The 25,112-nt window shown below is 70.0% G+C and carries 27 protein-coding genes; 20 read left to right on the top strand and 7 right to left on the bottom strand.

Translation table 11 applies throughout. From position 1 onward, the window contains the following. Positions 1–5: 5 nt before the first annotated feature. Entirely contained in the window at positions 6–1,226 is a 1,221-nt protein-coding gene (locus RIF65_RS14560; RefSeq protein WP_309067004.1) for an MFS transporter, read from the bottom strand. A gap of 125 nt (positions 1,227–1,351) precedes the next feature. Between RIF65_RS14560 and prfB the strand changes: the two genes are divergently transcribed. Beyond that, positions 1,352–2,461, top strand: coding sequence for a peptide chain release factor 2 (prfB, locus tag RIF65_RS14555; protein WP_309066979.1), 1,110 nt, complete (start codon positions 1,352–1,354; stop codon positions 2,459–2,461). Positions 2,462–2,547: 86 nt separating this feature from the next. On the opposite strand, the gene RIF65_RS14550 is transcribed toward prfB, so the two are convergent. Continuing rightward, the gene (locus RIF65_RS14550; RefSeq protein ID WP_309066978.1) at positions 2,548–3,567 is read right to left on the bottom strand and encodes a DUF2510 domain-containing protein; all 1,020 of its coding nucleotides are present in this window, start codon (positions 3,565–3,567) and stop codon (positions 2,548–2,550) included. Between the two features lie 189 nt (positions 3,568–3,756). On the opposite strand from RIF65_RS14550, the gene ftsE reads away from it, so the two are divergent. The 3 genes from ftsE (at position 3,757) to smpB (ending at position 6,288) form a co-directional block, all read left to right on the top strand. After that, positions 3,757–4,821, top strand: a complete 1,065-nt coding sequence (gene ftsE / locus RIF65_RS14545) for a cell division ATP-binding protein FtsE (RefSeq protein WP_309066977.1) — start codon at positions 3,757–3,759, stop codon at positions 4,819–4,821. Then, a complete protein-coding gene (gene ftsX / locus RIF65_RS14540) occupies positions 4,818–5,732 on the top strand; it encodes a permease-like cell division protein FtsX (RefSeq protein ID WP_309066976.1) in 915 nt (304 codons plus the stop codon). The genes ftsE and ftsX overlap by 4 nt, the downstream gene beginning before the upstream one ends. 79 nt (positions 5,733–5,811) lie before the next feature. Next, positions 5,812–6,288 carry an SsrA-binding protein SmpB gene (gene smpB, locus RIF65_RS14535; protein WP_309066975.1) on the top strand — a complete coding sequence of 159 codons (477 nt, stop codon included), beginning with the start codon at positions 5,812–5,814 and terminating at the stop codon, positions 6,286–6,288. Positions 6,289–6,298: 10 nt separating this feature from the next. Here the strand turns inward: smpB and RIF65_RS14530 are convergent, their stop codons facing one another. Further along, a complete protein-coding gene (locus tag RIF65_RS14530; protein ID WP_309066974.1) occupies positions 6,299–8,170 on the bottom strand; it encodes a S9 family peptidase in 1,872 nt (623 codons plus the stop codon). Positions 8,171–8,253: 83 nt separating this feature from the next. Here RIF65_RS14530 and RIF65_RS14525 point away from each other — a divergent pair, with 83 nt between their 5' ends. Together RIF65_RS14525 and metE are read left to right on the top strand one after the other, a co-directional pair. Further along, positions 8,254–9,234 (top strand): methylenetetrahydrofolate reductase, encoded by a 981-nt coding sequence (locus RIF65_RS14525; protein ID WP_309066973.1) that lies wholly within the window; start codon positions 8,254–8,256, stop codon positions 9,232–9,234. Beyond that, a complete protein-coding gene (gene metE, locus RIF65_RS14520; protein WP_309066972.1) occupies positions 9,231–11,543 on the top strand; it encodes a 5-methyltetrahydropteroyltriglutamate--homocysteine S-methyltransferase in 2,313 nt (770 codons plus the stop codon). Before RIF65_RS14525 ends, metE begins: the two co-directional genes overlap by 4 nt. 117 nt (positions 11,544–11,660) lie before the next feature. Here metE and lexA read toward each other — a convergent pair whose 3' ends face one another. Continuing rightward, on the bottom strand, positions 11,661–12,347 hold the full coding sequence (gene lexA, locus RIF65_RS14515) for a transcriptional repressor LexA (RefSeq protein WP_309066971.1): 687 nt from the start codon (positions 12,345–12,347) through the stop codon (positions 11,661–11,663). Between the two features lie 308 nt (positions 12,348–12,655). On the opposite strand from lexA, the gene RIF65_RS14510 reads away from it, so the two are divergent. From RIF65_RS14510 to hisH, 4 genes are read left to right on the top strand one after another with little or no spacing between them, the layout of a single operon-like run. Then, positions 12,656–13,048 (top strand): LysM peptidoglycan-binding domain-containing protein, encoded by a 393-nt coding sequence (locus tag RIF65_RS14510; RefSeq protein WP_309066970.1) that lies wholly within the window; start codon positions 12,656–12,658, stop codon positions 13,046–13,048. 42 nt (positions 13,049–13,090) lie between these two features. Further along, entirely contained in the window at positions 13,091–14,182 is a 1,092-nt protein-coding gene (locus RIF65_RS14505) for a histidinol-phosphate transaminase (RefSeq protein WP_309066969.1), read from the top strand. Then, positions 14,179–14,781, top strand: a complete 603-nt coding sequence (hisB, locus tag RIF65_RS14500) for an imidazoleglycerol-phosphate dehydratase HisB (protein ID WP_309066968.1) — start codon at positions 14,179–14,181, stop codon at positions 14,779–14,781. Before RIF65_RS14505 ends, hisB begins: the two co-directional genes overlap by 4 nt. After that, entirely contained in the window at positions 14,778–15,416 is a 639-nt protein-coding gene (gene hisH / locus RIF65_RS14495; protein ID WP_309066967.1) for an imidazole glycerol phosphate synthase subunit HisH, read from the top strand. The genes hisB and hisH overlap by 4 nt, the downstream gene beginning before the upstream one ends. A 23-nt stretch (positions 15,417–15,439) precedes the next feature. On the opposite strand, the gene RIF65_RS14490 is transcribed toward hisH, so the two are convergent. Beyond that, a complete protein-coding gene (locus RIF65_RS14490) occupies positions 15,440–16,540 on the bottom strand; it encodes a MinD/ParA family ATP-binding protein (RefSeq protein ID WP_309066966.1) in 1,101 nt (366 codons plus the stop codon). Between the two features lie 137 nt (positions 16,541–16,677). On the opposite strand from RIF65_RS14490, the gene priA reads away from it, so the two are divergent. Both priA and RIF65_RS14480 read left to right on the top strand, forming a co-directional pair. Then, on the top strand, positions 16,678–17,424 hold the full coding sequence (gene priA / locus RIF65_RS14485) for a bifunctional 1-(5-phosphoribosyl)-5-((5-phosphoribosylamino)methylideneamino)imidazole-4-carboxamide isomerase/phosphoribosylanthranilate isomerase PriA (RefSeq protein WP_309066965.1): 747 nt from the start codon (positions 16,678–16,680) through the stop codon (positions 17,422–17,424). Further along, on the top strand, positions 17,408–18,196 hold the full coding sequence (locus tag RIF65_RS14480; protein ID WP_309066964.1) for an SseB family protein: 789 nt from the start codon (positions 17,408–17,410) through the stop codon (positions 18,194–18,196). The genes priA and RIF65_RS14480 overlap by 17 nt, the downstream gene beginning before the upstream one ends. A 205-nt stretch (positions 18,197–18,401) precedes the next feature. Here RIF65_RS14480 and RIF65_RS14475 read toward each other — a convergent pair whose 3' ends face one another. Next, positions 18,402–18,791, bottom strand: a complete 390-nt coding sequence (locus tag RIF65_RS14475; protein ID WP_309066963.1) for a DUF1844 domain-containing protein — start codon at positions 18,789–18,791, stop codon at positions 18,402–18,404. Positions 18,792–19,052: 261 nt separating this feature from the next. Here RIF65_RS14475 and infC point away from each other — a divergent pair, with 261 nt between their 5' ends. From infC to rplT, 3 genes are all read left to right on the top strand, one after another. Further along, positions 19,053–19,655 carry a translation initiation factor IF-3 gene (gene infC / locus RIF65_RS14470; protein ID WP_309067003.1) on the top strand — a complete coding sequence of 201 codons (603 nt, stop codon included), beginning with the start codon at positions 19,053–19,055 and terminating at the stop codon, positions 19,653–19,655. Positions 19,656–19,728: 73 nt separating this feature from the next. Beyond that, entirely contained in the window at positions 19,729–19,923 is a 195-nt protein-coding gene (gene rpmI / locus RIF65_RS14465; protein ID WP_243232621.1) for a 50S ribosomal protein L35, read from the top strand. A gap of 32 nt (positions 19,924–19,955) precedes the next feature. Further along, a complete protein-coding gene (gene rplT, locus RIF65_RS14460) occupies positions 19,956–20,342 on the top strand; it encodes a 50S ribosomal protein L20 (RefSeq protein WP_309067075.1) in 387 nt (128 codons plus the stop codon). A gap of 58 nt (positions 20,343–20,400) precedes the next feature. Here rplT and RIF65_RS14455 read toward each other — a convergent pair whose 3' ends face one another. Beyond that, entirely contained in the window at positions 20,401–20,727 is a 327-nt protein-coding gene (locus RIF65_RS14455; RefSeq protein ID WP_309067076.1) for a hypothetical protein, read from the bottom strand. 125 nt (positions 20,728–20,852) lie between these two features. Here RIF65_RS14455 and RIF65_RS14450 point away from each other — a divergent pair, with 125 nt between their 5' ends. The 5 genes from RIF65_RS14450 to RIF65_RS14430 all read left to right on the top strand — a co-directional run bounded on the left by RIF65_RS14450 (position 20,853) and on the right by RIF65_RS14430 (position 25,096). Further along, the gene (locus RIF65_RS14450; protein ID WP_309067077.1) at positions 20,853–21,659 is read left to right on the top strand and encodes a TrmH family RNA methyltransferase; all 807 of its coding nucleotides are present in this window, start codon (positions 20,853–20,855) and stop codon (positions 21,657–21,659) included. Positions 21,660–21,738: 79 nt separating this feature from the next. Beyond that, positions 21,739–22,488, top strand: coding sequence for an amino acid ABC transporter ATP-binding protein (locus tag RIF65_RS14445; RefSeq protein WP_309067078.1), 750 nt, complete (start codon positions 21,739–21,741; stop codon positions 22,486–22,488). A 37-nt stretch (positions 22,489–22,525) separates the two neighbouring features. Further along, the gene (locus RIF65_RS14440; RefSeq protein WP_309067079.1) at positions 22,526–23,440 is read left to right on the top strand and encodes a glutamate ABC transporter substrate-binding protein; all 915 of its coding nucleotides are present in this window, start codon (positions 22,526–22,528) and stop codon (positions 23,438–23,440) included. Positions 23,441–23,507: 67 nt separating this feature from the next. Then, the gene (locus RIF65_RS14435) at positions 23,508–24,164 is read left to right on the top strand and encodes an amino acid ABC transporter permease (protein ID WP_309067080.1); all 657 of its coding nucleotides are present in this window, start codon (positions 23,508–23,510) and stop codon (positions 24,162–24,164) included. Beyond that, on the top strand, positions 24,161–25,096 hold the full coding sequence (locus RIF65_RS14430; RefSeq protein ID WP_309067081.1) for an amino acid ABC transporter permease: 936 nt from the start codon (positions 24,161–24,163) through the stop codon (positions 25,094–25,096). The genes RIF65_RS14435 and RIF65_RS14430 overlap by 4 nt, the downstream gene beginning before the upstream one ends. Positions 25,097–25,112: the final 16 nt, after the last annotated feature.

The raw sequence follows: 25,112 nt of genomic DNA, 5'->3' as shown, positions 1-25,112 counted from the left end.
CGGGATCAGTCGTCCCGCCTCGGCACGTGCCGCGGAACCCAGCGCAGGAACCCGCCCGCGCCCAGCAGGGCGATCGCGCCCATCGCTGCCGCGGCGAACGGCAGGGAGGCGGCCGCCGTGATCGCCGAAACGATGAGCGGGGCGACCGCGCCACCGGCATCCGTCAGCGTCCGCCACGAGCCGAGGAACGTCGCAGGCTCCTGCTCCGGCGCGAGATCCGCACCGAGGGTGAGCAGGATGCCGCTGGAGAGCCCGTTGCCGACCCCGAGCACACCGGCCAGCAGTCCGAACCACAGTGTGGCCGCGTCGAGGTCGTGGGTGACCGACAGGCCGAGGAACCCGGCCCCCATGAGCAGCATCGCCGGGAGCGCCGCCCACAGCCGCCCGAATCGGTCCATCACCTGCCCGGATGCGTAGAACAGCGCGAAATCGATCGCACCCGAGACGCCGATCACCAGCGCGATCGTCTCGGAGTCCAGTCCGAGCGAGACCCCCCACAGCGGCAGCACGACCTGGCGGGCCGAGCGCACCGCCGACAGGCAGGCCGCCGACAACCCGACGCGGGCCAGCACGCCGCGGTACTCCCACATGGTGCGCAGCACGCCGCCGCCCACCCTCGGGATCGACCCGGTGACGGGTTCGCCGGAGTCCTCGGCGAGTGCGGCGCCGGTCGGCTTGGTGATCGCGGGCACCCGCTTCTCGGGGTCCGGCCCGAACAGCACCAGCAGCACCATCACGCCCAGGCAGCCCAGCAGGAACCAGATCGACGACAGTTCGCTGCCAGTCAGGCGGATCAGGGCCGCCGACACGAACGGGCCGACGAACATGCCCAGACGGAAGCTGCCGCCCAGCAGCGACAGCGCTCGCGCCCGCACGTGCGGAGGCACCCGGGTGGTCATGAAGGCGTGCCGGGCGAGACCGAACGCCGCCGCGCAGAACCCGATGACGAACACGGCCGCCGCGAACACGCCGAGCGACGTCGCGACCAGCGCGGCGAGGGCGGCGAGCATCGTCACCAGCCCCGCGATCGTCATGGTGAACCGCTCGCCGATCTTCGCGACCAGCCAGCCCGCGGGGATGTTGCCGCACAGCTGACCCACGACGAGAGCGGATGCCACCAGCGCGGCCCCCGCGACGTCGGCACCGAGCCGAGTGGCCAGTACGGGGATGAGCGGCACCACCGCGCCCTCACCGAGCGAGAACAGCACGGTCGGCGCGTACACCATCGGACCGAATCGCCTCAGGATCGTCGCCGCGCTGCTCGTCACGGTCACCACGCTACCGCGCACCCGTGCCGTGCCCGGCAACCGCGGCGCGAGGCGACACGCCAGGCGCGATAGGCTGAACTGCCATGTTCGAACTCGATCTCTCCGCCGACATCCAGGCCCTGCGACAGACATTCGGCGACATCCGCGAGGTCGTCGACGTGAACTCCCTGCGCGATGACATCGCGCGCCTCAGCGAGGAGGCCGGCGCGCCGGATCTCTGGGACGACCCCGAGAAGGCGCAGAAGGTCACCAGCGCCCTCAGCCACAAGCAGGCCGAGCTCAAGCGGGTCACCGAAGTCGAGCGCCGACTCGACGACCTCGAGGTGCTCGTCGGCCTCGCCAACGAGATGCAGGACGACGACTCCGCCGCCGAAGCGCGGGCCGAGCTCGCCTCGCTGACAGAGACCATCAACCAGCTCGAGGTGCAGACGCTGCTGGACGGCGAGTACGACGACCGCGCCGCGATCATCACGATCCGCTCCGGCGCCGGCGGCGACGACGCCACCGACTTCGCCGAGATGCTCATGCGCATGTACCTGCGCTGGGCCGAGCAGCACAACTACCCCGTCAAGGTGATGGACACCTCGTACGCGGAGGGCGCCGGCATCAAGTCGGCGACCTTCGAGATCGACGCGCCGTACGCGTTCGGCACGCTGTCCGTCGAGGCGGGCACCCACCGGCTGGCCCGGATCAGCCCGTTCGGCTCCGCCGACAAGCGGCAGACCTCGTTCGCCGCGGTCGAGGTCATCCCGCTCATGGAGGAGGCCACCGAGGTGGACATCCCCGAGGGCGACATCCGCGTCGACGTGTTCCGCTCGTCGGGTCCCGGCGGCCAGTCGGTGAACACCACCGACTCGGCGGTGCGGATCACACACCTTCCCACCGGCATCGTCGTGTCCATGCAGAACGAGAAGTCGCAGATCCAGAACCGCGCTGCCGCGATGCGCGTGCTGCAGACCCGCCTGCTGCTGCTGCAGAAGGAGGAGGAAGCCGCGAAGAAGAAGGAGCTCGCCGGGAACATCACCGCGAGCTGGGGCGACCAGATGCGCTCCTACTTCCTGTACGGCCAGCAGCTCGTCAAGGACCTGCGCACCGGGCACGAGTCCGGCAACCCCGCCAGCGTGTTCGACGGCGACCTGGACGGTTTCATCTCGGCCGGCATCCGCTGGCGCAAGCGCAAGCAGGAGGAGTGATCGGGAGCGCCCCGCACGGCCGCCACCACTGACGAGAGAACCCCCGGGAGTCGCGCTCCCGGGGGTTCTGTGTCGTTGCCGTAGGGTCAGCCCTGGTAGCAGGCGAGGATGGCGTCGGTCGTGACCTCGGTGAGGTGCTTCACCTCGTCTGCCGGCTCGTAGACGTCCTCACCGGCGGCGATGGTCGTGAGCGTCTCGTTGCTCAGGTCGGAGTCGTACATCTCCTGACCGATGCACGCGGACACGGCCGGGTCGTCGTAGTCGGTCACGCCGGAGTCGTGCATCACGATCAGGAAGCCGGCGGTGATCTCCTCCGGGCTGGGGCGACCAGCCGGGTCGGTGGAGCCCTCGGTCTCGTCGGCCGGCTCGTCCGACTCGATCGCGCTGGAGCTCGGGAAGTCGGTGGGCAGCTCGCCGATCGCGTCGTTGGCGAGGTTGACGAAGAACACCACCGAAAGCACGACGCCAAGGATGCCGCCGACGATGGACAGCACGAGGCCGGCGATCGCCGGCCACTTCACGGTGAACTTCATGAACAGCGCGACGATCGAGACGACGAACGCCGCGAACAGCAGGAAGAACCCGACACCGGAGATGATCGGCGGGATGCAGGCCAGGATGGTGCCCACGACCGCGAGGCCCAGGCCGATGTAGCCGAGGATGGGCTGCTTCTTCGGCGCGTTCGGGTCGACGCCGGGCTGCCCGGGCGTCGGGTAGCCCGGCGCGCCGTACGGCTGCTGCTGCGCGTCGGCGCCCGGGTAGGCGGCCGGTGCGGCGTAAGCGGGGGCGGCGTAGGCGGGAGCCTCCGGGGCGGCGTACGCGGGCGCGTCCGCCGCGGCTGCCTCCGGAGCGGAATAGGTGGGTGTCTCGGGAGCGGAGAACGCCGGGGTCTCGGGGGTCGACGCCGACGGCGACGCGTCGCCGAACTGCGGGACGTCGTCCCGGCGCACGGTGGCGTCGGTGTCGACATCAGCGGAAGCGTCACCCGCCTGTCCCGGCTGCGCGGCGGCATCCGCCTCGGGAGCGAAGTGCTCCGTCCACTTCTCGCCGTCCCACCAGCGCTGGCGCCCTGAGCCGTCGTCGTACCATCCAGCGGGAACGCTCATGGCACCCTCCTCGTCTTTCTTCTGCTTCGCGGCCGTGGCGCGCGAATCCCCTCTCGGCGCTGGACAGCGCCTCTACGTGTATCCCGCCGCGACGAGCACATGAACTCTTGCGGCGCGAGCACGAACTGTTCGGCGCTGGGGAGTGTCGCTGGAGCCGCCTCGCCTGGGCGCGCCTAGGCTCGAATGGCCATGATCCGGTTCGAGAACGTCACCAAGCGCTACCGCGGCACCAGACGACCAGCCCTCTCCGGAGTCGACTTCGAGGTCGACCCGGGGGAGTTCGTGTTCCTCGTCGGAGCCTCAGGCTCCGGCAAGTCGACCTGCCTCCGCCTCATTCTTCGAGAGGAGGTGCCGTCCGCCGGTCGGGTGGCCGTGCTCGGACGCGACCTGCGCTCGCTCGCGAACCGCAAGGTGCCCTACTTCCGCCGGCACATCGGCTCGGTCTTCCAGGACTTCCGGCTGCTGCCCTCCAAGACCGTCTACCAGAACGTGGCCTTCTCGCTGCAGGTGATCGGGTCGTCCCGCGGCTTCATCCAGCAGGCGGTGCCCGAGGCGCTCGCCCTCGTCGGCCTGGACGGCAAGGAGAAGCGGATGCCGCACGAGCTGTCCGGCGGGGAGCAGCAGCGCGTCGCGATCGCCCGCGCCATCGTGAACCGGCCGAAGATCCTGCTCGCCGACGAGCCGACCGGAAACCTCGACCCGGCCACCTCCGTCGGCATCATGCAGCTGCTCACCCGCATCAACGCCGGCGGCACCACCGTCGTCATGGCCACACACGAGGCCGGCTTCGTCGACCAGATGCAGCGTCGCGTCATCGAGCTGCAGGACGGCGAGATGGTGCGCGACGAAACCGGCGGCGGTTACGGCGACACCTCCAACATCCCGCGGCTGGCTCCCGAGGCGGTGCGCGGCGCGGCGGCCGCCGCCGCACTCACGGCGGTGCAGGAGGTGCACCGGCAGACCACGGCCATGCCCGTCATCGAACCGGAGACGGCGCCGGCGAACGACGCCGGCACCGACCGGCAGGATGCCGAGCGCGCCGAGTCCCCGGAAGCGGCGCCGGCCACGGCATCCGAACCGGCATCCGCCACGGCAGCTGCGGCGGGCGACCGCCCCGGCGCTGACGAACCGGCCACGGTCGGTCCGCGCACCAGCCAGATCCCGTTGCCGGAGGTGGAGGTCGCCGAGCTCGGCGTGGCCGACCGGCTCGGCCTGTCGGACGACGACGATGAGGAAGTGGGGCCCACCTCGTGAACGTCGGACTCATCATCGGCGAGGCCCTGCTGGGCCTGCGCCGCAACGTGTCGATGGTCATCTCGGTCGTGCTGGTCACGTTCGTGTCGCTCACGTTCGTCGGCGCGGCGATCCTCATGCAGACCCAGATCAGCACCATGCGGGCGTTCTGGGGCGACCGCGCCGAGGTCACCGTCTACATGTGCTCGCCGCTGTCCACCAACCCGAACTGCGTCTCCGGCTCGGCGACCCCCGAGCAGGTCGAGAGCGTCCGCGCGGCGCTGAACGGCGACGCCCTGGCGCCGCTCATCAGCGATGTGCGGTTCGAGAGCAAGGAGGACGCCTACCAGGATCTGGTGGACCAGTTCGGCCAGGAGCAGGCCGACATCCTCGGGGTCGAGCAGATGTCCGAGGCGTTCCGCGTCACGATGAAGGACCCCGAGCAGTCGCAGGTGCTCACCGAGGCGTTCCACGGTCAGGCCGGCGTCGACGAGGTCAAGGACCAGCGCAAGCTGCTGGACCCGCTGTTCTCCGCCCTCACCGTCGCGACCTACATCGCCGTCGGCATCGCGTCGCTCATGCTCGTCGCGGCGGTGCTGCTCATCGCGACCACGATCCGGCTGTCCGCCTATGCGCGGCGCAAGGAGATCGGGATCATGCGTCTGGTCGGCGCGTCCAACCGCTCCATCCAGACGCCGTTCGTGCTGGAGGGGGTCTTCGCCGCGCTGCTCGGCTCGGTGCTCGCCGGTGCAGCGGTGCTCGCCGGCGTGCGCTTCGGCGTCGAGGGGTACCTCGCCGAGCGCGTGCCGTTCATGCGTCCGCTGGTGGGCATGCAGGAGGCCGCGTTCGTGGTGCCGGTGCTGATCGGCATCGGCATCGTGCTGGCCGCGCTGTCGGCCGGGTTCGCGATCCGCCGCTGGCTGCGGACCTGACCCGCGCATCGGCCGGCGCCGCGCGCGTGTAAGCTGATGGGCTGCCGTGCGTGTGCGCGGCACGGATCAGGAGACAATCATGCCCAGGGAACGCGGGGAGAAGGTCGTCGCGACCAACCGTCGCGCTCGACACGACTACAACCTCGAGAAGTCGTACGAGGCGGGCCTCGTGCTCACCGGCACCGAGGTGAAGTCGCTGCGTCAGGGACGCGCGAACCTCACGGACGGGTACGCGTACATCAAGGGCGGTGAGGCGTTCCTCGATGCCGTGCACATCCCGGAGTACTCCCAGGGGCACTGGACCAACCACTCCGCCAAGCGCGTGCGCAAGCTGCTGCTGCACCGCGAGGAGATCCACAAGCTCGAGCACGCCGTCTCCGCGGGGGGTTACACCCTGGTGCCGTTGAAGCTCTACTTCTCCGACGGGCGCGCCAAGGTCGAGATCGCCCTGGCGAAGGGCAAACGCGAGTTCGACAAGCGGCAGGCTCTGCGGGAGCGTCAGGACACCCGCGAGGCCGAGCGGGCGATGAGGATGCGCAACAGACTCGGGGAGTGACGCCGGGGCGTCAGAGTTGCGGCTCGAACCCGAACACCCGGCCCAGGAAGGTCAGCTCGGTCTCCAGCGACGCGATCATGGTGTCCGCGCGACGGAAACCGTGCCCTTCGCCCTCGTAGAGCACGTACTCGTGCGGCACCCCGCGGGCGGCGAGCGCGTCGCGGATCGCCTCCGATTGCGACGGAGGCACGACCGGGTCCTCCGATCCTTGCTCCAGCAGCACCGGCACGTCGATGCGGTCGGCGTGCGACAGTGGCGACCGCTCGCGGTACACCGCGTCCGCCTCGGGCAGCGGGCCGACCAGCCCGTCGAGGTAGTGCCGCTCGAAGTCGTGGGTCTCCGCGGCCAGCATCCGCAGGTCGGCGACCCCGTAACGGGAGATCCCCGCGGCGAACGTGCCGCCCCGCACCAGCGCGCACAGCACGGTCCAGCCGCCGGCCGAGCCGCCGCGGATCGCGATGCGGCGCGGGTCGGCCACGCCCGACTCGGCGAGCCCGCGCGCCGCGGCGATCACGTCGTCCACGTCCACGACGCCCCACTGGCCGTCCAGGCGCTCCCGATAGGCGCGGCCGTAGCCGGTGGAGCCGCCGTAGTTGACGTCGAGCACGCCGATGCCGCGACTGGTCCAGTACGCGTACGCCGTGGACGCCGCGCCCGACACGTGCGCGGTCGGCCCCCCGTGCACCATGACGATGTAGGGCGGGAGCTCCTCCTCGGATGCCGTGGCTCCGGGGTTCGCCGGCCGGTAGTCGAAGGCGTGCACGGTGCCATGCGGGCCGTCGAACGACACCTGCCGCGCCCGCGGCATCCACGCCGGGTCCGCCTCGTCGCCGCCGATGACGGTGGTCACAGTGGCGGCGTCCACGTCGACGCACCACAGGCCCTGGCCCATGCGGGCGCCCGAGCCCGAGATCAGCACCCGCGAACCGCGCGCGTCGTCGATGCTCGCCCCCGCCGTCACCGGCAGCGTGAGCAGATCGACCCGGGCGGCGCCGTCGCGGGGCTCGATCAGCACGATCTCGTCGGAGCCGTTCGTGCGCACCGCGACGATGCGGCCGTCCTCCAGAGGCCGATACCAGCGGTTGCCGAGCACCCACAGGCCGCCTCCGGTGTCGGCACCCGCCGGCGCGAGCGGCTCAGAGCCGGCGACGCGCAGGTCGTCCAGGCGCAGTCGGTGCAGGTTCCAGCGGCCGCTCGGATCGTCCAGGTGCAGCAGCTCGCCGTCCGATGTCCATTCCGGCTGCAGCGCGGCGCGAGTGGACACGTCAGCGAATTCGTCGCCGTCCAGCCGGACGATGCGCAACGTCGCCTGCTCCCATGGCATCCGCCGCCCGCTCCACTCCACGAACGCGAGACGCGAGCCGTCGGGGGAGAGCGCGGGGTGCGCGAAGAACCCCGATCCGCCCACCAGAGTCCGCACCGCCGTCTCGTCCTCGGCGGCCGACCCGTCCAGCGGGATCTCGACGATTCCGCGCCGGTGCGGGTCGGGCCGCAGATCCTCGCGGACGGCGAGCAGCCGCCCGCGCTGCAGCCGCAGGCCGCCGAACGCCGCCCCGGGAGCGGTCAGCGGCTCCGGCTCCCCGCCGGGCAGCAGCCGGTAGACGCGCTGGTCGGATCCCTCCACGAAGTACAGGACGCCGTCGTCGCCCGCCGTCCACGCCCCACCGCCGTACTCGTGAACGCGGGAGCGTGCGCTCCACGGTCCTGGGAGCAACTCCCGCCCGGCGGAGCTGCGCACGGTCACCCTGCCGCGCTCGGCCGGCACCGATTCGCCCCACCAGATCTCGTCCCGCACGAACATCGCGCCGTCGATGCGGGCGGGGGCGCGCGTGATGTGCGCGGCGCTGAACGGCGACGGCCAGGATCCGTACGGCAGGGTCATGCAGCCGAGCCTATCCAGCGGCCGGCGACACACGGCGTCACAGAGTGTGCGCGGCCCTGAGCGCCTGATCTACCGTGCTGGAGATGCCCGCCCCCGCGACCGAGGAGAACACCGTGCGCCGTGTCCCGTTCTCCTTCGAGCTGTATCCACCACGCACCCCGGCGAACGCCGAGGCGCTGCACGAGACCATCCGCCGCCTCGCCGCGGCCGGCCCCGACTTCCTGTCGGTGACGTACGGGGCCGGCGGGTCCACTGGCGGCCGCTCGCTGGAGGTGCTGCGACACATCCGCCGGCACACCTCTGTGGAGCCGCTCGCGCACCTCACCTGCGTCGGTAACACCTACGCCGGCGCGACCCGCCTGATCCGCGAGTTCCTGGATGCCGGGATCCTCAGCTTCCTGGCGCTGCGCGGCGACCCGCCCGCAGGACACACCGAGGGCGAGCCGTTCCTCGGCGACCTGGAGAGCTCGGCGCAGCTGGTGCAGCTGATCGATCGGGTGCAGGCGGAGCGCGCCCCCTACGAGGAGACGCCGGTGCCCGGCCACCCCGGCGCGGTCGCGGTCTCCCCGCGGCGGAAGGTGAACATCGCGGTGGCCGCGTTCCCGAACGGGCACCCACGCTCGGCGTACAGCACGCAGCACGTCGAGGCGCTGCTCGCCAAGCAGGCGGCCGGCGCGACGTTCGCCATCACGCAGCTGTTCTTCCACGCCGACGACTACCTCGCGTTCGTCGAGCGCGCCCGTCGCGCCGGCGTGACCATCCCGATCCTCCCCGGCATCATGCCGATCACGTCCCCCGCCCGGCTCGCTCGCGTCCTGGAACTGACCGGCGAGGAGCTCCCCGGCGAACTCGCCATCGCCCTCGAGGTCGAGCCGACCGCTGAGGGACGCCGGCAGATCGGCATCCGCTGGGCCGCGCAGCTCACCCGCGACGTCGTCGCCGGCGGGGCCCCCGGGGTGCATCTGTACGCGTTCAACCAGCACGACACCGTGCTGGACGTCCTCGCCGAGGCCGGGATCATCCCGCAGCTCGAGCTCTCGTCCGCATCGAAAGGAACACCATGACCGCTTTCCCCGCAGGGACCATCCTCGGATACCCGCGCATCGGGCGCCGCCGCGAACTGAAGAAGGCCGTGGAGTCGTTCTGGGCCGGCCGCATCGACGAGGCCGAGCTGGAGCGCACCACCGCCGAGCTGCGCCGCGTCACCCGTGAGCGCCTCGCCGCCCTCGGCCTCGGGCGGGATGATTCCGCCATCCCGGAGTCGTTCTCGTACTACGACCAGGTGCTCGACGCGGCGGTCACGGTCGGTGCGATCCCCGCACGGTTCGAGGACCTGCGCGACGCGGATGGCACCATCGGCCTGCCCGCCTACTTCACCATCGCCCGCGGCGAGGGCGAGCGTGCGCCCCTCGAGATGACGAAGTGGTTCGACTCCAACTACCACTACCTGGTGCCCGAGATCGGCCCGGAGACGACGTTCACCCTCTCCAGCGAGCGTCTGGTCCGCGAGGTGGCCGAGGCCGCGGATGCCGGGTTCCGCACCCGACCCGTGATCGTCGGACCCGTCACGCTGCTGGCCCTGTCGAAGGCGTCCGACGACGCCCCGGAAGGGTATGCGCCGCTGTCCCGCCTGGATGACCTGCTCCCGGTGTACACCGAGCTGCTCGCGAAGCTGAAGGCCGCCGGCGCCGAGTGGGTGCAGCTCGATGAGCCCGCCCTGGTCAGCGAGTCGCTGCCGGTCGCGCCGCAGGAGCTTGCGGATGCCGCGCAGCGGGCGCTGGCCGTGCTCGGCGGCGCAGCCGAGCGTCCTTCGATCTTCGTCGCGGCGCCGTACGCCGCCCTCGACGCCGCCTTCGACGTGCTCGCCGCCGCTCCCGTCGAGGCGATCGGCGTCGACCTGGTGCGCGGTGCCGTGCCGGCCGGCGGCGCCGACCTGGCCGGCAAGACCCTGGTCGGCGGCGTCATCGACGGCCACAACATCTGGCGCGGAGACCTGGATGCCGCGTTCGGCCTACTCGAGGCGCTGCGCGCCCTCGGCGCCGACGCGGTCGCCGCCTCCACCTCCACCTCGCTGCTGCACGTGCCGCACGACGTCGAGGACGAGTCCGCACTCGACGCCCGCCTGGTGTCGTGGCTGGCCTTCGCCGACCAGAAGGTCGGGCAGGTCGTCACCCTGGCACGGGGCCTGGCGGAGGGCCGCGACGCGATTCATACCGAGCTCGACGCGGCATCCGCCGCGCTGGCCGACCGCCGCAGCGCCCCCGGCGTGCGCGACGGCGCGGTCCGCGCCCGCGAACTGTCCGAGGAGGACTTCGCACGCGCGTCGTACGAGGAGCGCGAGACCGCCCAGCAGGCACTCGATCTGCCCGCCCTGCCGCTGACGACGATCGGGTCGTTCCCGCAGACGGGAGACATCCGCCGGGCGCGCGCCCAGTACCTGCGCGGCGAGCTGCCGGCCGAGGACTACGAGGCGTTCCTGAAGGCGGAGATCGACCGTGTCGTCTCGCTGCAGGAGGACCTCGGACTCGACGTGCTGGTGCACGGCGAGCCGGAGCGCAACGACATGGTGCAGTACTTCGCCGAGCACCTCGACGGATTCGCGGTCACCGAGAACGGCTGGGTGCAGTCGTACGGTTCCCGGGCCACCCGGCCGTCGATCCTGTGGGGCGACGTGTCGCGCCCTGCGCCGATCACCGTCGACTGGGCGTCGTACGCGCAGTCGCTCAGCGTCAAGCCGGTCAAGGGCATGCTCACCGGACCCGTGACGATCCTGGCCTGGTCGTTCGTCCGAGACGACCAGCCGCTGGCCGAGACCGCCAACCAGGTCGCTCTCGCGCTGCGTGACGAGATCGCCGACCTGGAGCAGGCGGGCATCGCCATCATCCAGGTCGACGAGCCGGCGCTGCGCGAGCTGCTGCCGCTGAAGAAGGCGGACCAGCCGGCCTACCTCGATTGGTCGGTGCGTTCGTTCCGCCTGGCCACCGCCGGCGCCGCCCCCGCCACCCAGGTGCACACCCACCTGTGTTACTCCGAGTTCGGTGTCGTGATCGACGCCATCCGTGCGCTGGACGCCGACGTCACCTCGATCGAGGCGGCCCGCAGCCGCATGGAGGTCGTCGCGGACATCGCCGAGGCGGGCTTCGACCACGGCATCGGACCCGGCGTGTACGACATCCACTCGCCGCGCGTGCCGAGCGTGGACGAGATCGAGGCGCTGCTGCGCCGGGCGACCGAGGAGCTGCCGCTGCGCCAGGTGTGGGTGAACCCGGACTGCGGGCTGAAGACCCGCGGATACGACGAGACCATCGCCTCGCTGCGCAACATCGTGGAGGCCACCCGCCGCGTGCGTGAGGACGTCGCCATCCGCGCCTGACACGGGTCCCCCCACACACACCGGTTTGGGGCGGATTCTCGCACTTGGGGCGGCGGAGACCCGCCCCGAACGCGAGAATCCGCCCCAAACGGGTTGAGAGAGGGGTTGAGAGAGGGGTCAGACGGCGCGGAGCACGGCGACGACCTTGCCGAGCACGGTCGCGTCGTCGCCGAGGATCGGCTCGAACGCCGAGTTGCGCGGCAGCAGCCAGGTGTGCCCGTCACGGCGCCGGAACGTCTTGACGGTGGCTTCGCCGTCGAGCATCGCCGCGACGATCTCGCCGTTCTCGGCGGTGTTCTGCGACCGCACGACCACCCAGTCGCCGTCGCAGATGGCCGCATCGATCATCGAGTCGCCGCTGACCTTCAGCATGAACAGCTCGCCCTTGCCGACGAGCTGCCGGGGGAGCGGGAAGATCTCCTCGACCTGCTGCTCGGCGGTGATCGGCACGCCGGCGGCGATCCGGCCGACCAGCGGTACGAGCGCGGCGTCGCCCACCGAGGGGCCGGCGTCGGCCGGGTTCTCGGTGCTCGTCCCCGGCAGATCGATGAGCACCTCCATCGCCCTCGTCTTGCCCGGGTCACGGCGCAGGTAGCCGCTCAACTCCAGCTGACCCAGCTGATGGGTCACGCTGGACAGCGACTTCAGCCCCACCGCGTCGCCGATCTCCCGCATGCTCGGGGGGTACCCGTGACGCGCGATCGAGCTCTGGATGACCTCCAGGATGGCCATCTGCTTGGGGCTCAGGCTCTTCCGGCGGCGGGTGCGCGGGGCGTCGGATGCCGGGGCGGGTGTCTCGCTCATCAGTGCTCCTTCGTGCGCTGTCCGCGCTGCTGCATCGGACGCCGTCGCTGGCGTCGGATTCGAATGTCGGTGGCCCGTGGTGGGCTGTGCATATCGAAACGGTATCCGAGTTCCTCCGGGATTCGGAAGATCTGTTCGAGCGTGTCGGAAGAAACTCGAACCAGGTTTCGAAGAACGGTTGACAGATGTTCGATATCGAAGATATATTCGGAACGTAGCTTCGCATCCGCCATCCCCGGCCGGATGGCGGATGCGAAAGCTGCACCACTTCCCACCGGCTCCGCCGGCGGAGCGCAGAGGAGCGTCACATGAGCACCACCGGCATCCAGGCACCCGTGACCATCGACATCACCGCCACCCTGGCCGCTCGGCGCGCGAGCGCCGCGACGACGCGGCTGCGGCTCACCACCCGTGGGCGTCGCGTCCTGCTCGGCCTGGCTGCGACGCCCCTCGTCGCAGGTATCGTCGCCTCGGTGCTCGCCGGCGGCTCCGCTCTCGCCTCGGGGGAGCAGGCCGAGCCGGTCGTCTTCGAGACCGTCACCGTGCTTCCCGGCGACACCCTGTGGTCCATCGCGGCCGAGGCGGCGCCCGGCGTCGACCCTCGTGAGGTGGTCGAGGACATCATCCGCCTCAACAACCTCCCCAGCGGGATGGTCCAGGCCGGCAGCGAGATCGCGATCCCGGTGGAGTACGCCGACTGAGCCCCGTCATCCGAAGGGCCCTCCCATTCCCCGCGCTCTAGCATGGGAAGAGTGACATCCCTCGATGAGCTGCCCCTCCGCGACGATCTTCGCGGCTCGACCCCCTACGGTGCGCCGCAGGCACCCCTGCCCATCGCGCTCAACGTGAACGAGAACACGCATCCGGTGCCGGACGACGTCGCCAGCGACATCCTCGACGACATCGCCCTCGCCCTGCGCGACGTGAACCGCTACCCGGACCGCGAGTTCACGCCGCTCCGCGAGGCCTTCGCCGAGTACCTCGGCCACGGCCTGAGCGCCGACCGGATCTGGGCAGGCAACGGATCCAACGAGGTGCTGCAGCACATCATGCAGGCGTTCGCCGGACCCGGTCGCACGGTCTTCGGCTTCTCACCGACCTACTCGATGTACCCGCTGATCGCCCAGGGCACGGGCGCGCGCTGGCTCGCCGGCACCCGCGAGCCCGATTACACCCTCACCGCCGAGGACGCCGCCGCCCAGGTCGCAGCGGCCGACCCCGATGTGGTCATCCTGTGCTCGCCGAACAACCCGACGGGTACGCCTCTCGGGCTGGATGTCGTCGAGGCGGTCTACGAGGTGGCCAAGGGTGTGGTCATCGTCGACGAGGCCTATCACGAGTTCGCGCCGCACGATGCGGCATCCGCTCTCACGCTCCTCGACGGCCGTCCCCGCCTTGCCGTCTCGCGCACGATGAGCAAGGCATTCGCGTTCGCCGGAGCCCGAGTCGGTTACCTGGCCGCTGATCCGGTGTTCATCGACGCCCTGCGGCTGGTGCGACTGCCTTACCACCTCAGCGCGCTCACCCAGGCGGCGGCTGTGGCAGCGTTGCGCAACTCCGCCACCATGCTGCACATGGTCGACGAGATCGTCGCACAGCGCGACCGCATCTCCGCGACGCTCGAGGCGCTGGGTTACGACCCGCACCCGTCCTGGTCCAACTTCGTGCTGTTCGGCGGCGTCGACGACCCCAAGGCGGTGTGGCGGGGGCTGTACGACCGTGGCGTGCTCATCCGGGACGTCGGCATCCCTGGCCACCTGCGGGTGACCGCCGGCACCGAGGCGGAGACCACCGCGTTCCTGGACGCGCTGGCGTCGATAGGATCGCCTTCATGACCGCACGCACCGCCCGCCGCACGCGCAGCACCTCGGAGTCGACGGTCGAGGTCGAACTCGACCTCGACGGCACCGGGCGCAGCAGCATCGACACGTCGGTGCCGTTCTTCGACCACATGCTGACGGCGTTCGCCAAGCACTCGCTGACCGACCTGACCGTCAAGGCGACCGGCGACACGCACATCGACGCGCACCACACCGTCGAGGACGTCTCGATCGTGCTCGGTCAGGCGATCCGTGAGGCACTCGGCGACAAGGCGGGCATCTCCCGCTACGGCGACGCCCTGGTGCCGCTGGACGAGGCGCTGGCGCAGGCCGTCGTCGACATCTCCGGCCGGCCGTTCCTCGTGCACGAGGGGGAGCCCGCCGGGTTCGAGTTCCACCTCATCGGCGGGCACTTCACCGGTTCCCTGGTGCGCCACGTCTTCGAGGCGATCACCTTCAACGCCGGACTCACCGTGCACGTGCGCGTGGTGGGCGGCCGCGACCCGCACCACATCGCGGAGGCGGAGTTCAAGGCCTTCGCGCGCGCGTTCCGACAGGCCAAGACCCTCGACCCGCTGGTCGACGGCATCCCCTCCACGAAGGGCGCACTGTGAGCAGCGCACCTCGAGTCGCGGTCTTCGACTACGAATCCGGCAACGTCCACTCGGCGGTGAAGGCATTGGCCGCCGCCGGGGCGGAGGTCGAGCTCACCGGTGATCGCACGGCGGCGCTGGAGGCCGACGGTCTGGTCGTCCCCGGTGTCGGGGCGTTCGCCGCGGTCCGCGAGGCGCTCCGTGCCCACGGCGGGGACGAGATCATCGAACGTCGCCTCGCGGGTGGCCGCCCAGTGCTCGGCATCTGCGTCGGCATGCAGGTGATGTTCGCCCGCGGCGTCGAACGCGGTCAGAACACCGACGGCCTCGGCGAGTGGCCGGGCACTGTCACGCAGCTGGAATCCCCGGTGCTTCCGCACATGGGCTGGAACACCGTGGAAGCCGGCGAGAACAGCGTCCTGTTCCGCGGCATCGAGCACGAGCGGTTCTACTTCGTCCACTCGTTCGCGGCGAAGAGCTGGGACCTCGACGTTCAGCCACCGTTCCCGAAGCCGGCTCTGACCTGGGCCACCCACGGCGAGCGGTTCCTCGCCGCCGTGGAGAACGGTCCGCTGTCGGCGACGCAGTTCCACCCGGAGAAGTCCGGCGATGCCGGCATCCGGCTGCTGCGCAACTGGGTCGGCAGCCTGCGCTGATCCCCGGTCGGGACGACCGCCCGTCAGAGGCCGCGGGCGACCGCCGCCGCGGCCGAGAGCCAGGCGCGCTGCGTGCGCCGGCCGAGGCTGCTATACCGCAGATGCCCGTCCACCATCTCGTGGTCGAACGGAATGCTGACGACCTCGCGTGCGAGGGAGCGGTAGCCGTCGACGATGTGGCCGACGTCCGCGGGCGTGGCGTTGCGGTCTGCCTGCGACACCACGACGACCGACTGCTCGGCGAGGCGCGCCGAACGGGCGTCACGCTGCGCCAGTGCCTCCAGCAGCAGCGCGCCGGCCTCGGCATGGTCGTCGCGGGTGGTCGTCGCCACGACGATCTGATCGGCGTGGTCGATCATCCGCAGCCACATCGGGTCGGACTCGTCGTTGCCGGAGTCGATGAAGATCAGCCGGTAGAACTTCGCGGCGACGGCGTGGATCGCGTCGACGTCGTCGGGATTCACGCGGTTCTCGTGCGCGAGGCGAATCGGCTTCGACCGCAGCACGTCGTACTTCTCGCGCGGCTGGTGGTGGACGAAGTGGGCGAGGTCCGCCGACTGCGCCGCCGTTCCCAGCAGCCGCCCCGCCTCGGGCAGCAGTTCGAGCAGCGTGCGGTCGTGCGCACCCTTCTCCGTGCGCCAACCCAGCGTGCCGCGCGTCTGGTTGTTGTCCCACGCGAGCACGCCCGCCCCGCCGTAGCGGGCGAACACGGCGGACAGCAGGATCGTGGTCGGCGTCTTGCCCGCGCCCCCCTTGCCGTTCACCACCGCGATGGTGCGCGGGCCGGCCCAATGCTGGCTCACCGCCAGCTCGTCGTCGCGCTCCGACTGCTCCCGTTCGCCCGGTGGCAGCCGCAGGCCCAGTCGGTTCAGCGCCCCGCGCATCCCGTCCCGCGCCGGCTCCTCCGGGCGCTCCGTCTGCAGGAACGAGCGTCGCTCCGGCATCGTGTCCGCGCGCAGCGGACCGGGCTCCGCGGCACGCTCGGGGAGCACCGGCTCCTCTCCGGACCAGAGCGGTGCGCCGAGGATGAGATCTGGTGCCGCCGGCTCGGGCTGATGCTGCTCCCGCCGACGTCGGCGGTACTCCGGCCGGGGTGCGTTCGGTTCATCAGGCGTGTCGGACATCCCTCGAAGCCTACCGGCGGCGTCTGAAAGCCGCGGTGTCGCCATGAGGCGCCCGGTTTGAACCGGCTGCCGACCAGGACTAGTCTCGGTTCTCGCGCCTCGATCGGGCGCGACCACATTCCTCACGCAAGGACGACATGAACGACTTCGCGCAGTCTCCCTCGCTCATCCTGCTCCCCGCCGTCGACGTGGCGGGCGGGAAGGCGGTCCGCCTCACTCAGGGCGAGGCGGGCACCGAGACCAGCTATGGCGACCCGATCGACGCGGCGGGGGAGTGGGTGGACCAGGGGGCGCAGTGGATCCACCTGGTCGACCTGGACGCCGCGTTCGGCCGGGGCAGCAACGCCGGCATCGTGCGCAAGGTCATCAAGCAGTATCGCGGCGTCAACATCGAGCTCTCCGGCGGCATCCGCGACGACGCCAGCCTCGAGGCGGCGCTGGAGTCCGGCGCGACGCGCATCAACCTCGGTACGGCTGCGCTGGAGAACCCGGAGTGGGCTGCCGACGTGATCAGCCGCTACGGGGAGGCCGTCGCCGTCGGCCTCGACGTGCGCGGCACGACCCTCGCCGCCCGCGGCTGGACGAAGGAGGGCGGTGACCTCTGGGAGGTCCTGGAGCGTCTCGAGGAGGCCGGCTGCAGCCGTTACGTCGTCACCGACGTCACGAAGGACGGCACCCTGCGCGGACCGAACCTCGACCTGCTGCGCGAGATCACCTCGCGCACCCCGAAGCCCGTGATCGCCTCCGGCGGCGTGTCCAGCCTCGACGACATCGTCGCGCTGCGCGAACTCGTGCCGCTCGGCGTGGAAGGCGCCATCATCGGCAAGGCACTCTATGCCGGGCAGTTCACCCTGGCCGAGGCGCTGGATGTCGCGGGAGACTGACGACCACGCCTGTCATCCGGCGGCGGACTCCGCGGGGGTCCCCTGGGAGGGCCGCCGCTTCCGGCCCAACGAGCGGTCCGGCGATGACGGGTCGGCCGACCCGGCGCTGCTCGACTCACTGCTGCGCTTCCGCGCCGGGCGGGCCAGCCAGAGCGAGGTCGTCGACGCGTTCCGCTCGGCCCGCGTGCTCGTCCCGCTGATCGCCGAGAAGGGTCTCGAGGGCGTCGCGCCCTCCGGCCTCGCCGTCGACAAGACGCAGGAGCTGTCGCTCGTCACCGTGTCGGCCCCCGACGGCCGCCGCGTCCAGCCCGTCTTCACCTCGGTCGAGACGATGGCGCGATGGGATGCCGCGGCGCGGCCGATCCCGGTCGAGGCCGTCCGCGCGGCGTTGGCCGCCTCGAGCGAGCAGACCGACCTCATCGTGCTCGACCCGACCTCCGAGACGGAGTTCGTGATCCGTCGGCCCGCCGTGTGGGCCGTGGCCCAGGGGCAGCCGTGGGAGCCGAGTTTTCTCTCCCCGGAGGTGTTCCAGGCACTGCAGCGCAGCATCGCCCACGAGCTGGCGGTGATCGACGTCTCGGTCGCCCCCGGCGACGCGGATGCCAGGATGCGGGGCCCCGAGCTCATCGTCACACTCGAGCTGATCGACGGCCTCGACCGGGCGACGCTGGACGCAGTCCTGACACGGCTCGCGCAGCGCTGGGCCGCCGACGACAGGATGGCAGTGCTCGTCGACTCGCTCAGCGTGAAGTTGAGATCTTCCGGTCGTTGAGCGCTCGCCGGTAACCGGGTCCGTCCCCGGTGGCGTGGGCGTCGATGTGGCGCACCTGGCCGCTTCAGGCGCGACGAAGCGGCCAGTCGCGCCCCACCCTCAGGCGGATACGACCATTCCGGCCACATCCTCAGGGCGAGGCGGGGACCAGGCGGTCATTCGCGCCACAAGCGCAGGGAACCGCCCGGTCCCGGTATCCCGGATCTCAGGTGACCGGCCCGGTCCACTTCTCGCCCGGTCCCTTGCCGATCGGGTCCGGGATCACCGACGCCTCACGGAACGCCAGCTGCAGGGAGCGCAGTCCGTCGCGCAGCGATCGCGCGTGCATGTCGCTGATCTCCGGGGCCCCCGCGGTGATGAGGCCGGCGAGGGCGTTGATGAGCTTGCGCGCCTCGTCGAGATCCAGCTGACTGTCCGGGTCGTCGGCCAGGCCGACCTTGACCGCGGCGGCACTCATCAGGTGCACCGCGGTGGTGGTGATCACCTCGACGGCGCCGACGTCGGCGATGTCCCTGGTGGCGGCGGAGGCGGCGTCCTCCTGCTTCTTCCAGCGCTCGTGGCGGTCGTCTGCGGCATCCGATCCCGGAATCGTCACTTCGTGGTGCTTTCTGGTAGACTTCTGCGGGCTCCGGAGTGTCATGCTCCGGTACGAAAGAGGATTCGATTCCCACCCGCGCTTGCCGTTCCAGGCTACCGGGTCTTGCGCTCCGCCGGTCGCGTACCGGTAGACCGGTGTTCGCACCGGTGCAGGGTGCAGAGCCGGCGTCTGAGCTGCCGGCAGGGTGGGTGACTCCGATTTCGCCCGAGACGCGAACCGCGTCCCGGTGGCCGAAACCCCACGTCTAAGGAGCTCCGCATCAGCGATCCCCGCACCAATGAGCGCATCCGCGTCCCCGAGGTCCGCCTCGTCGGCCCCGCGGGTGAGCAGATCGGCGTCGTCCGCATCGAGGCGGCGCTGCGCCTCGCACAGGAGGCGGATCTCGACCTGGTCGAGGTCGCCCCGAACTCGAAGCCGCCCGTGGTCAAGATCATGGACTACGGCAAGTTCAAGTACGAGGCCGCGCAGAAGGCCAAGGAAGCACGCCGCAACCAGGCGAACACGGTCCTCAAGGAGGTCCGCTTCCGCCTGAAGATCGAGGCGCACGACTACACGACCAAGCTCAAGCGGGCCGAGGGCTTCCTCAAGGCCGGCGACAAGGTGAAGGCGATGATCCTGTTCCGCGGTCGCGAGCAGTCGCGTCCCGAGCAGGGTGTGCGCCTGCTGAAGAAGTTCGCCGAGGACGTGGCGGAGTTCGGAACGGTCGAGTCGAACCCGACCATCGACGGTCGCAACATGGTCATGGTCATCGCGCCGCTCAAGAACAAGTCCGAGGCCAAGGCCGAGCAGAACGCCGTCCGCGCGGCCAACCGGCAGGCGGCCCGCGAGGCCAAGCCGGGCACCGCACCCGCCGCGGAGTAATCCGCCCGCAGTCTCCCGCTCTCTCAGCGGGTACCACCGTCGCCCAGCAGGGCGCCACACGAAGGAAGAGAAGATGCCGAAGCAGAAGACCCACTCGGGTGCGAAGAAGCGCTTCAAGATCACCGGCAGCGGAAAGCTGAAGAAGCAGCAGGCCGGCATGCGCCACAACCTCGAGCACAAGTCGAGCCGCCGCACCCGCCGCCTGAACCAGGACCAGGTGCTGTCGAAGAACGACACCAAGGTCGCCAAGAAGCTCCTCGGCCGCTGAGCGCCCGAACGCAGGAATAGGAAGACAGAGAAATGGCAAGAGTCAAGCGCGCAGTCAACGCGCACAAGAAGCGTCGGGTCATCCTCGAGCGCGCGTCGGGTTACCGCGGTCAGCGTTCGCGTCTGTACCGGAAGGCGAAGGAGCAGGTCACCCACTCGCTCGTCTACGCGTACCGTGACCGCCGCAAGCGCAAGGGCGACTTCCGTCGTCTGTGGATCCAGCGCATCAACGCCGCTGCCCGCCAGAACGGCATCACCTACAACCGCTTCATCCAGGGCCTCGGCCTCGCCGGCGTCCAGGTCGACCGCCGCATGCTCGCCGAGCTCGCCGTGACCGACCAGGGTGCGTTCGCCGCCCTCGTCGAGGTCGCGAAGAAGGCTCTGCCCTCGGACGTCAACGCTCCGAAGTCGGCTGCCTGATCCGACATCAACATGAACGGGTGTCTCCTTTCGGGGAGGCACCCGTTCGCGTTTCACCTCAGTCGAACTGCCGATTCATCTCGTCCGAGGCCTCCAGTGCGCCGCCCGCAGGCGACTCGACCCCGCGGGTCAGCTGCTGCAACCGCTGAACCAGTTCGGGATCCTCAAGTTCCGGCCCATGCCCCGTCACGCTCTTGGCCACGATCTGGCTCGCCGGCCCGATCAGGAACTTCGCTGTGACGACCGAGCCGTCCTCGTCTCGAATCGGTATCTCGACGACCTCCGCGCGATCTTCTTCCCCCAGCGCGCGGCTGTACGCCAGCAACGCGCTCGCGATCGCGTCCCCGGTCAAATACTCGTCTCCCGCGTACGTGATGATCTGCATACTGCCGTCATAGAGCGATTCGGCCCGATGCGCGCGCCCCTTGCTCAGGCGTCCGGGGTACTGCTAACCACGTCCCGCGTCGCAGCGATGCTCGGCTGGTCCCGCTGTGTCCCTAGACTGAGACCGTGCTGGAGAACCCCCGTTCCCCCCGTGTCCGTGCCGTCGCCAAACTCACCAAGCGCAGTGCCCGCACCGAGACGGGCCTCTTCCTCCTCGAGGGTCCGCAGGCGGTCCGTGAGGCGCTGACGTACCGCCCCGAGGCCATCATCGAGCTGTTCGTCACGCCTACCAGCTGGGAGAAGCACGCCGATCTGCGCCAGCAGGCGCAGGACGCCGGGTTGACGGCCGAGTTCGTGACGGAGTTCGTGCTGTCCGCCATGGCCGACACCGTGACCCCGCAGGGCGTCGTCGCCGTCGCCAGGCAGACGCCGAGCTCGGTGCGCGACATCTTCGCGGCATCCCCTCGCCTCGTCGCGATCTGCGAGGAGGTGCGCGACCCGGGCAACCTCGGCACGATCATCCGCGCCGCCGACGCGTCGGGAGCGGATGCCGTCGTGCTCACCGGCCGCACGGTCGACCCGTACAACCCGAAGGTGGTGCGCTCGACCACCGGTTCGCTGTTCCACCTGCCGATCTCGGTGGGCGGCGACCTCGCCGACGTCGTGGGCAGGGCGCGCGGAGCCGGGATGCAGGTGATCGCGGCCGACGTGAAGGGCGAGGACCTGCTTCAGGCACGCGCCGAGGGGGTGCTGGAGCGTCCCACGGCGTGGCTGTTCGGCAACGAGGCCCGCGGACTGGAGGACGCCGCGTTGGGTCTCGCCGACCGCGCCCTGCGGCTGCCCATCTTCGGACGTGCCGAATCGCTCAACCTCGCCACGGCCGCCAGCGTCTGCCTGTACGAGAGCGCGTTCGCGCACCGAACCGTCGGCTGACGCGAACGCCCTGGTCACGAATCGGTAAACACCGAGTCCGGTACACGTGGCGGCACTGGCGTGCTCCTAGTGTGGAGTCATGGCAGAGAGCAGCGACGCCCTCGTGGTGGTCGAGAACGTCCAGAAGCATTACGGCGAGTTCCACGCGCTCAAGGACATCAACCTGACGGTGAACAGGGGCGAGGTGGTCGTCGTCATCGGGCCGTCCGGGTCGGGCAAGTCCACCCTGTGCCGCACGATCAACCGACTCGAGACGATCACGAGCGGTGAGATCCGCATCGACGGGAAGGCGCTGCCCGCCGAGGGCAAGGGCCTGGCCACCCTGCGCGCGGACGTCGGGATGGTCTTCCAGTCGTTCAACCTGTTCGCACACCTCACGATCCTCGACAACGTCACACTCGGCCCGATCAAGGTCCGCGGCATGAAGAAGGCGGATGCCGAGAAGGAGGCGATGGCGCTGCTGGAGCGCGTCGGCGTCGCCCAGCAGGCGTCCAAGCTGCCCGCGCAGCTCTCCGGCGGCCAGCAGCAGCGCGTCGCGATCGCGCGGGCACTCGCCATGCGCCCGAAGGTGATGCTGTTCGACGAGCCCACCAGCGCGCTGGACCCGGAGATGATCAACGAGGTGCTCGACGTCATGGTCGGCCTCGCGCACGAGGGCATGACCATGATCGTGGTGACGCACGAGATGGGCTTCGCCCGCAAGGCGGCCAACCGCGTGGTGTTCATGGCCGACGGGCAGATCGTCGAGGAGGCGACGCCCGAGGAGTTCTTCACGAACCCGAAGAGCACGAGGGCCAAGGACTTCCTCTCCAAGCTGCTCACCCACTGACCCATCCCTGCACCCACAGCACACGAAGGAGACGCACATGCGACGCACACGGACTCTGACAGGCATCGGCATCGCGGCGGCCGCGCTGCTCGCGCTGACCGGTTGCAACAGCGGAAGCCCGACCAGCCCCGGTGGCGGCACCGGCGGCGGGGGAGAGGGCGAGGAGGAGGGCGCCTGGTTCGAGGTGGCGGAAGACGTCCAGCTCGAGGGCAGCCCCACGTTCGACGCCATCCAGGAGCGCGACAAGGTCATCGTCGGCGTCAAGGAGGACCAGCCCGGTCTCGGCTACCTCGACGTGACCACCAACGAGCGCACCGGCTTCGACATCGACATCGCCCGTTGGATCGCGGCGTCGCTCGGCTACGACGAGGACAGGATCGAGTTCAAGCCGATCGCCTCCGCCAACCGGGAGCAGGCGATCGTGAACGGCGACATCGACTACTACGTCGGCACCTACTCGATCAACGACAAGCGCAAGGAGCAGATCGACTTCGCCGGTCCGTACTTCATCACCGGGCAGGGGCTCCTGGTCGCGAAGGACGCACCCGAGGCCGACAAGCTCGAGGACTTCAACGGCAAGAAGGTGTGCTCGGCGACCGGCTCCACTCCGATCCAGAACATCAAGGCCAACTTCCCCGAGATCGACACCCAGGAGTACGACCTGTACTCCGCCTGCGTGCAGGACCTGATCGACGGCAAGGTCGACGCGGTCACCACCGACCAGGCGATCCTGATCGGCTACGCCGCGCAGTACCCGGACGACGTGAAGGTCACCGGCGGCCTGTTCACCGAGGAGCGCTACGGCGTCGGCCTCAAGAAGGGCGACGACGCGCTGCGCGCGCACATCAACGACCTCTTCACCGAGGGCGGCGACATCTGGCAGGCGATCTTCGACAAGAACCTCGGTGACTCGGGCATCGAGGTCGAGCAGCCCGAAGTCGACGCGTACTGATCGACTGGGCGGCCCCGGCATCGTCCAGGGCCGCCCGCTCCCCGGCAGCTGAGAAGGAGACGACTGCGTGGACGTGATCTTCGGCAACCTCGACCTGTGGAGCCAGGCCATCGGGAACACCCTCCTCGTGTTCCTCGTCGGCGGGCTCATCGCGCTCGTGCTCGGAGTCGTTGTCGGGGCGATGCGCGTCGCGCCGGTGCCCATCGCGCGCGGTGTGGGAACGGTGTACGTCAACCTGGTCCGCAACACGCCGCTCACACTGGTCTTCTTCTTCTTCGTGTTCGGCTACCCGCAGCTCGGGCTCCCCGAACTGTCGAACACGGTCCTCGGCATCCTCGCCATCGGCGTCTACACCGCGACGTACGTCGCCGAGGTGCTCCGCGCCGGCATCAGCACCGTGCCGGTGGGGCAGGCCGAAGCGGCGCGCGCGATCGGATTGCCGTTCGGGAAGGTGATGACCCTGGTCGTCCTGCCGCAGGCGTTCCGGTCGGTCGTGCCTCCGATGATGAGCGTGTTCATCGCGTTGTTGAAGAACACCACCGTCGCGGCGGGCTTCTCGGTCGCCGAACTCGCCGCCCTTCGCGCCACGATCAATGATGCGCCGGATCGGCCCGGGAACCCGATGGAGGTCCTGCTCTGGGTCGCCGTCGTGTTCGTCGTGCTGGTGCTGCTGATGAGCGCGGTACAGCGCCATCTCGAGAACCGCTGGAGGATCGCCCGATGACTTCCGTCCTCTACGACGTGCCGGGGCCGCGGGCCGTCGCACGCAACCGCATCCTCGCCGTCCTCACCGTGCTCCTGGTACTCGGGATCCTCGGTTTCCTGATCTATCGGATGGCCGTCACCGGCCAGTTCGACCCGCAGAAGTGGTACGTCTTCACGTTCAGCGCGGTGTGGGCCGGCATCTTCAAAGCGCTCGGCAACACACTCGGGGCGTTCGCCCTTGCAGCCGTGCTCGCACTGGCACTCGGTTTCGTGCTGGCGATCGGACGGCTTTCCGAGCATGCGTGGGTGCGTTTGCCGGTCACGGTCGTCATCGAGCTGTTCCGCGCCGTACCCGTGCTGGTCTTCATGATGCTGCTCTACTACGGCCTGCCTGTGCTCGGCGTCCGCATGGATCCGTACTGGGCGGTGGTGCTGGGCCTGATGGCATACAACGGCTCGGTGCTCGCCGAGGTGCTGCGCGCGGGTGTGGAATCGCTGCCCCGCGGTCAGAAGGAGGCCGGCTATGCCATCGGCCTGCGCAAGAGCGGCGTGATGCGGTTCATTCTGCTGCCGCAGGCGATCCGGGCGATGCTGCCGGTCATCATCGCCCAGCTCGTCGTCACCCTGAAGGACACCGCACTCGGGTTCATCATCACGTATCCCGAACTGCTGTACTACGCCAAGCAGCTCACGTCACAGCAGGGACGGCCCATCCTGCAGTCGGCCTTCATCATCGGCGGCATCTACATCGTGCTCTGCCTCATCCTCGCCTGGGTGGCGAAGGTCGTCGAAGATCGCACGCGCCGCTCGCCGAAGGTGCGCGGCATCGCCCCGCCGGATGCCGGGACCGACCCGCGCCTTCACGACGAGTCCACGGTGACCGAGGTGATCGCCATGCAGCGCGGAGCGGGCAGGTTCGACGCGGGCGGGATGCCTCCCACACAGCCCTGACGGCGGGCGGATGCCG

The sequence above is a fragment of the Microbacterium sp. genome (assembly GCF_031180975.1).
Taxonomy (GTDB): Bacteria; Actinomycetota; Actinomycetes; order Actinomycetales; family Microbacteriaceae; genus Microbacterium.
The sequence above is the reverse complement of the archived record's forward strand: the minus strand, read 5'-3'. Positions and strand labels throughout refer to the sequence as shown.

Bases quoted from the DNA above. Each gene is read 5' to 3' on its own strand.
- rplT (WP_309067075.1), top strand. From the start codon at position 19,956: ATGGCAAGAGTCAAGCGCGCAGTCAACGCGCACAAGAAGCGTCGGGTC.
- RIF65_RS14530 (WP_309066974.1), bottom strand. From the start codon at position 8,170: ATGACCCTGCCGTACGGATCCTGGCCGTCGCCGTTCAGCGCCGCGCAC.
- RIF65_RS14550 (WP_309066978.1), bottom strand. From the start codon at position 3,567: ATGAGCGTTCCCGCTGGATGGTACGACGACGGCTCAGGGCGCCAGCGC.
- ftsE (WP_309066977.1), top strand. From the start codon at position 3,757: ATGATCCGGTTCGAGAACGTCACCAAGCGCTACCGCGGCACCAGACGA.
- prfB (WP_309066979.1), top strand. From the start codon at position 1,352: ATGTTCGAACTCGATCTCTCCGCCGACATCCAGGCCCTGCGACAGACA.
- RIF65_RS14560 (WP_309067004.1), bottom strand. From the start codon at position 1,226: ATGGTGTACGCGCCGACCGTGCTGTTCTCGCTCGGTGAGGGCGCGGTG.
- RIF65_RS14455 (WP_309067076.1), bottom strand. From the start codon at position 20,727: ATGCAGATCATCACGTACGCGGGAGACGAGTATTTGACCGGGGACGCG.
- RIF65_RS14525 (WP_309066973.1), top strand. From the start codon at position 8,254: ATGCCCGCCCCCGCGACCGAGGAGAACACCGTGCGCCGTGTCCCGTTC.
- RIF65_RS14440 (WP_309067079.1), top strand. From the start codon at position 22,526: ATGCGACGCACACGGACTCTGACAGGCATCGGCATCGCGGCGGCCGCG.
- rpmI (WP_243232621.1), top strand. From the start codon at position 19,729: ATGCCGAAGCAGAAGACCCACTCGGGTGCGAAGAAGCGCTTCAAGATC.
- RIF65_RS14445 (WP_309067078.1), top strand. From the start codon at position 21,739: ATGGCAGAGAGCAGCGACGCCCTCGTGGTGGTCGAGAACGTCCAGAAG.
- RIF65_RS14505 (WP_309066969.1), top strand. From the start codon at position 13,091: ATGGGAAGAGTGACATCCCTCGATGAGCTGCCCCTCCGCGACGATCTT.
- RIF65_RS14480 (WP_309066964.1), top strand. From the start codon at position 17,408: ATGTCGCGGGAGACTGACGACCACGCCTGTCATCCGGCGGCGGACTCC.
- lexA (WP_309066971.1), bottom strand. From the start codon at position 12,347: ATGAGCGAGACACCCGCCCCGGCATCCGACGCCCCGCGCACCCGCCGC.
- RIF65_RS14510 (WP_309066970.1), top strand. From the start codon at position 12,656: ATGAGCACCACCGGCATCCAGGCACCCGTGACCATCGACATCACCGCC.
- priA (WP_309066965.1), top strand. From the start codon at position 16,678: ATGAACGACTTCGCGCAGTCTCCCTCGCTCATCCTGCTCCCCGCCGTC.
- RIF65_RS14430 (WP_309067081.1), top strand. From the start codon at position 24,161: ATGACTTCCGTCCTCTACGACGTGCCGGGGCCGCGGGCCGTCGCACGC.
- metE (WP_309066972.1), top strand. From the start codon at position 9,231: ATGACCGCTTTCCCCGCAGGGACCATCCTCGGATACCCGCGCATCGGG.
- smpB (WP_309066975.1), top strand. From the start codon at position 5,812: ATGCCCAGGGAACGCGGGGAGAAGGTCGTCGCGACCAACCGTCGCGCT.
- hisB (WP_309066968.1), top strand. From the start codon at position 14,179: ATGACCGCACGCACCGCCCGCCGCACGCGCAGCACCTCGGAGTCGACG.
- RIF65_RS14490 (WP_309066966.1), bottom strand. From the start codon at position 16,540: ATGTCCGACACGCCTGATGAACCGAACGCACCCCGGCCGGAGTACCGC.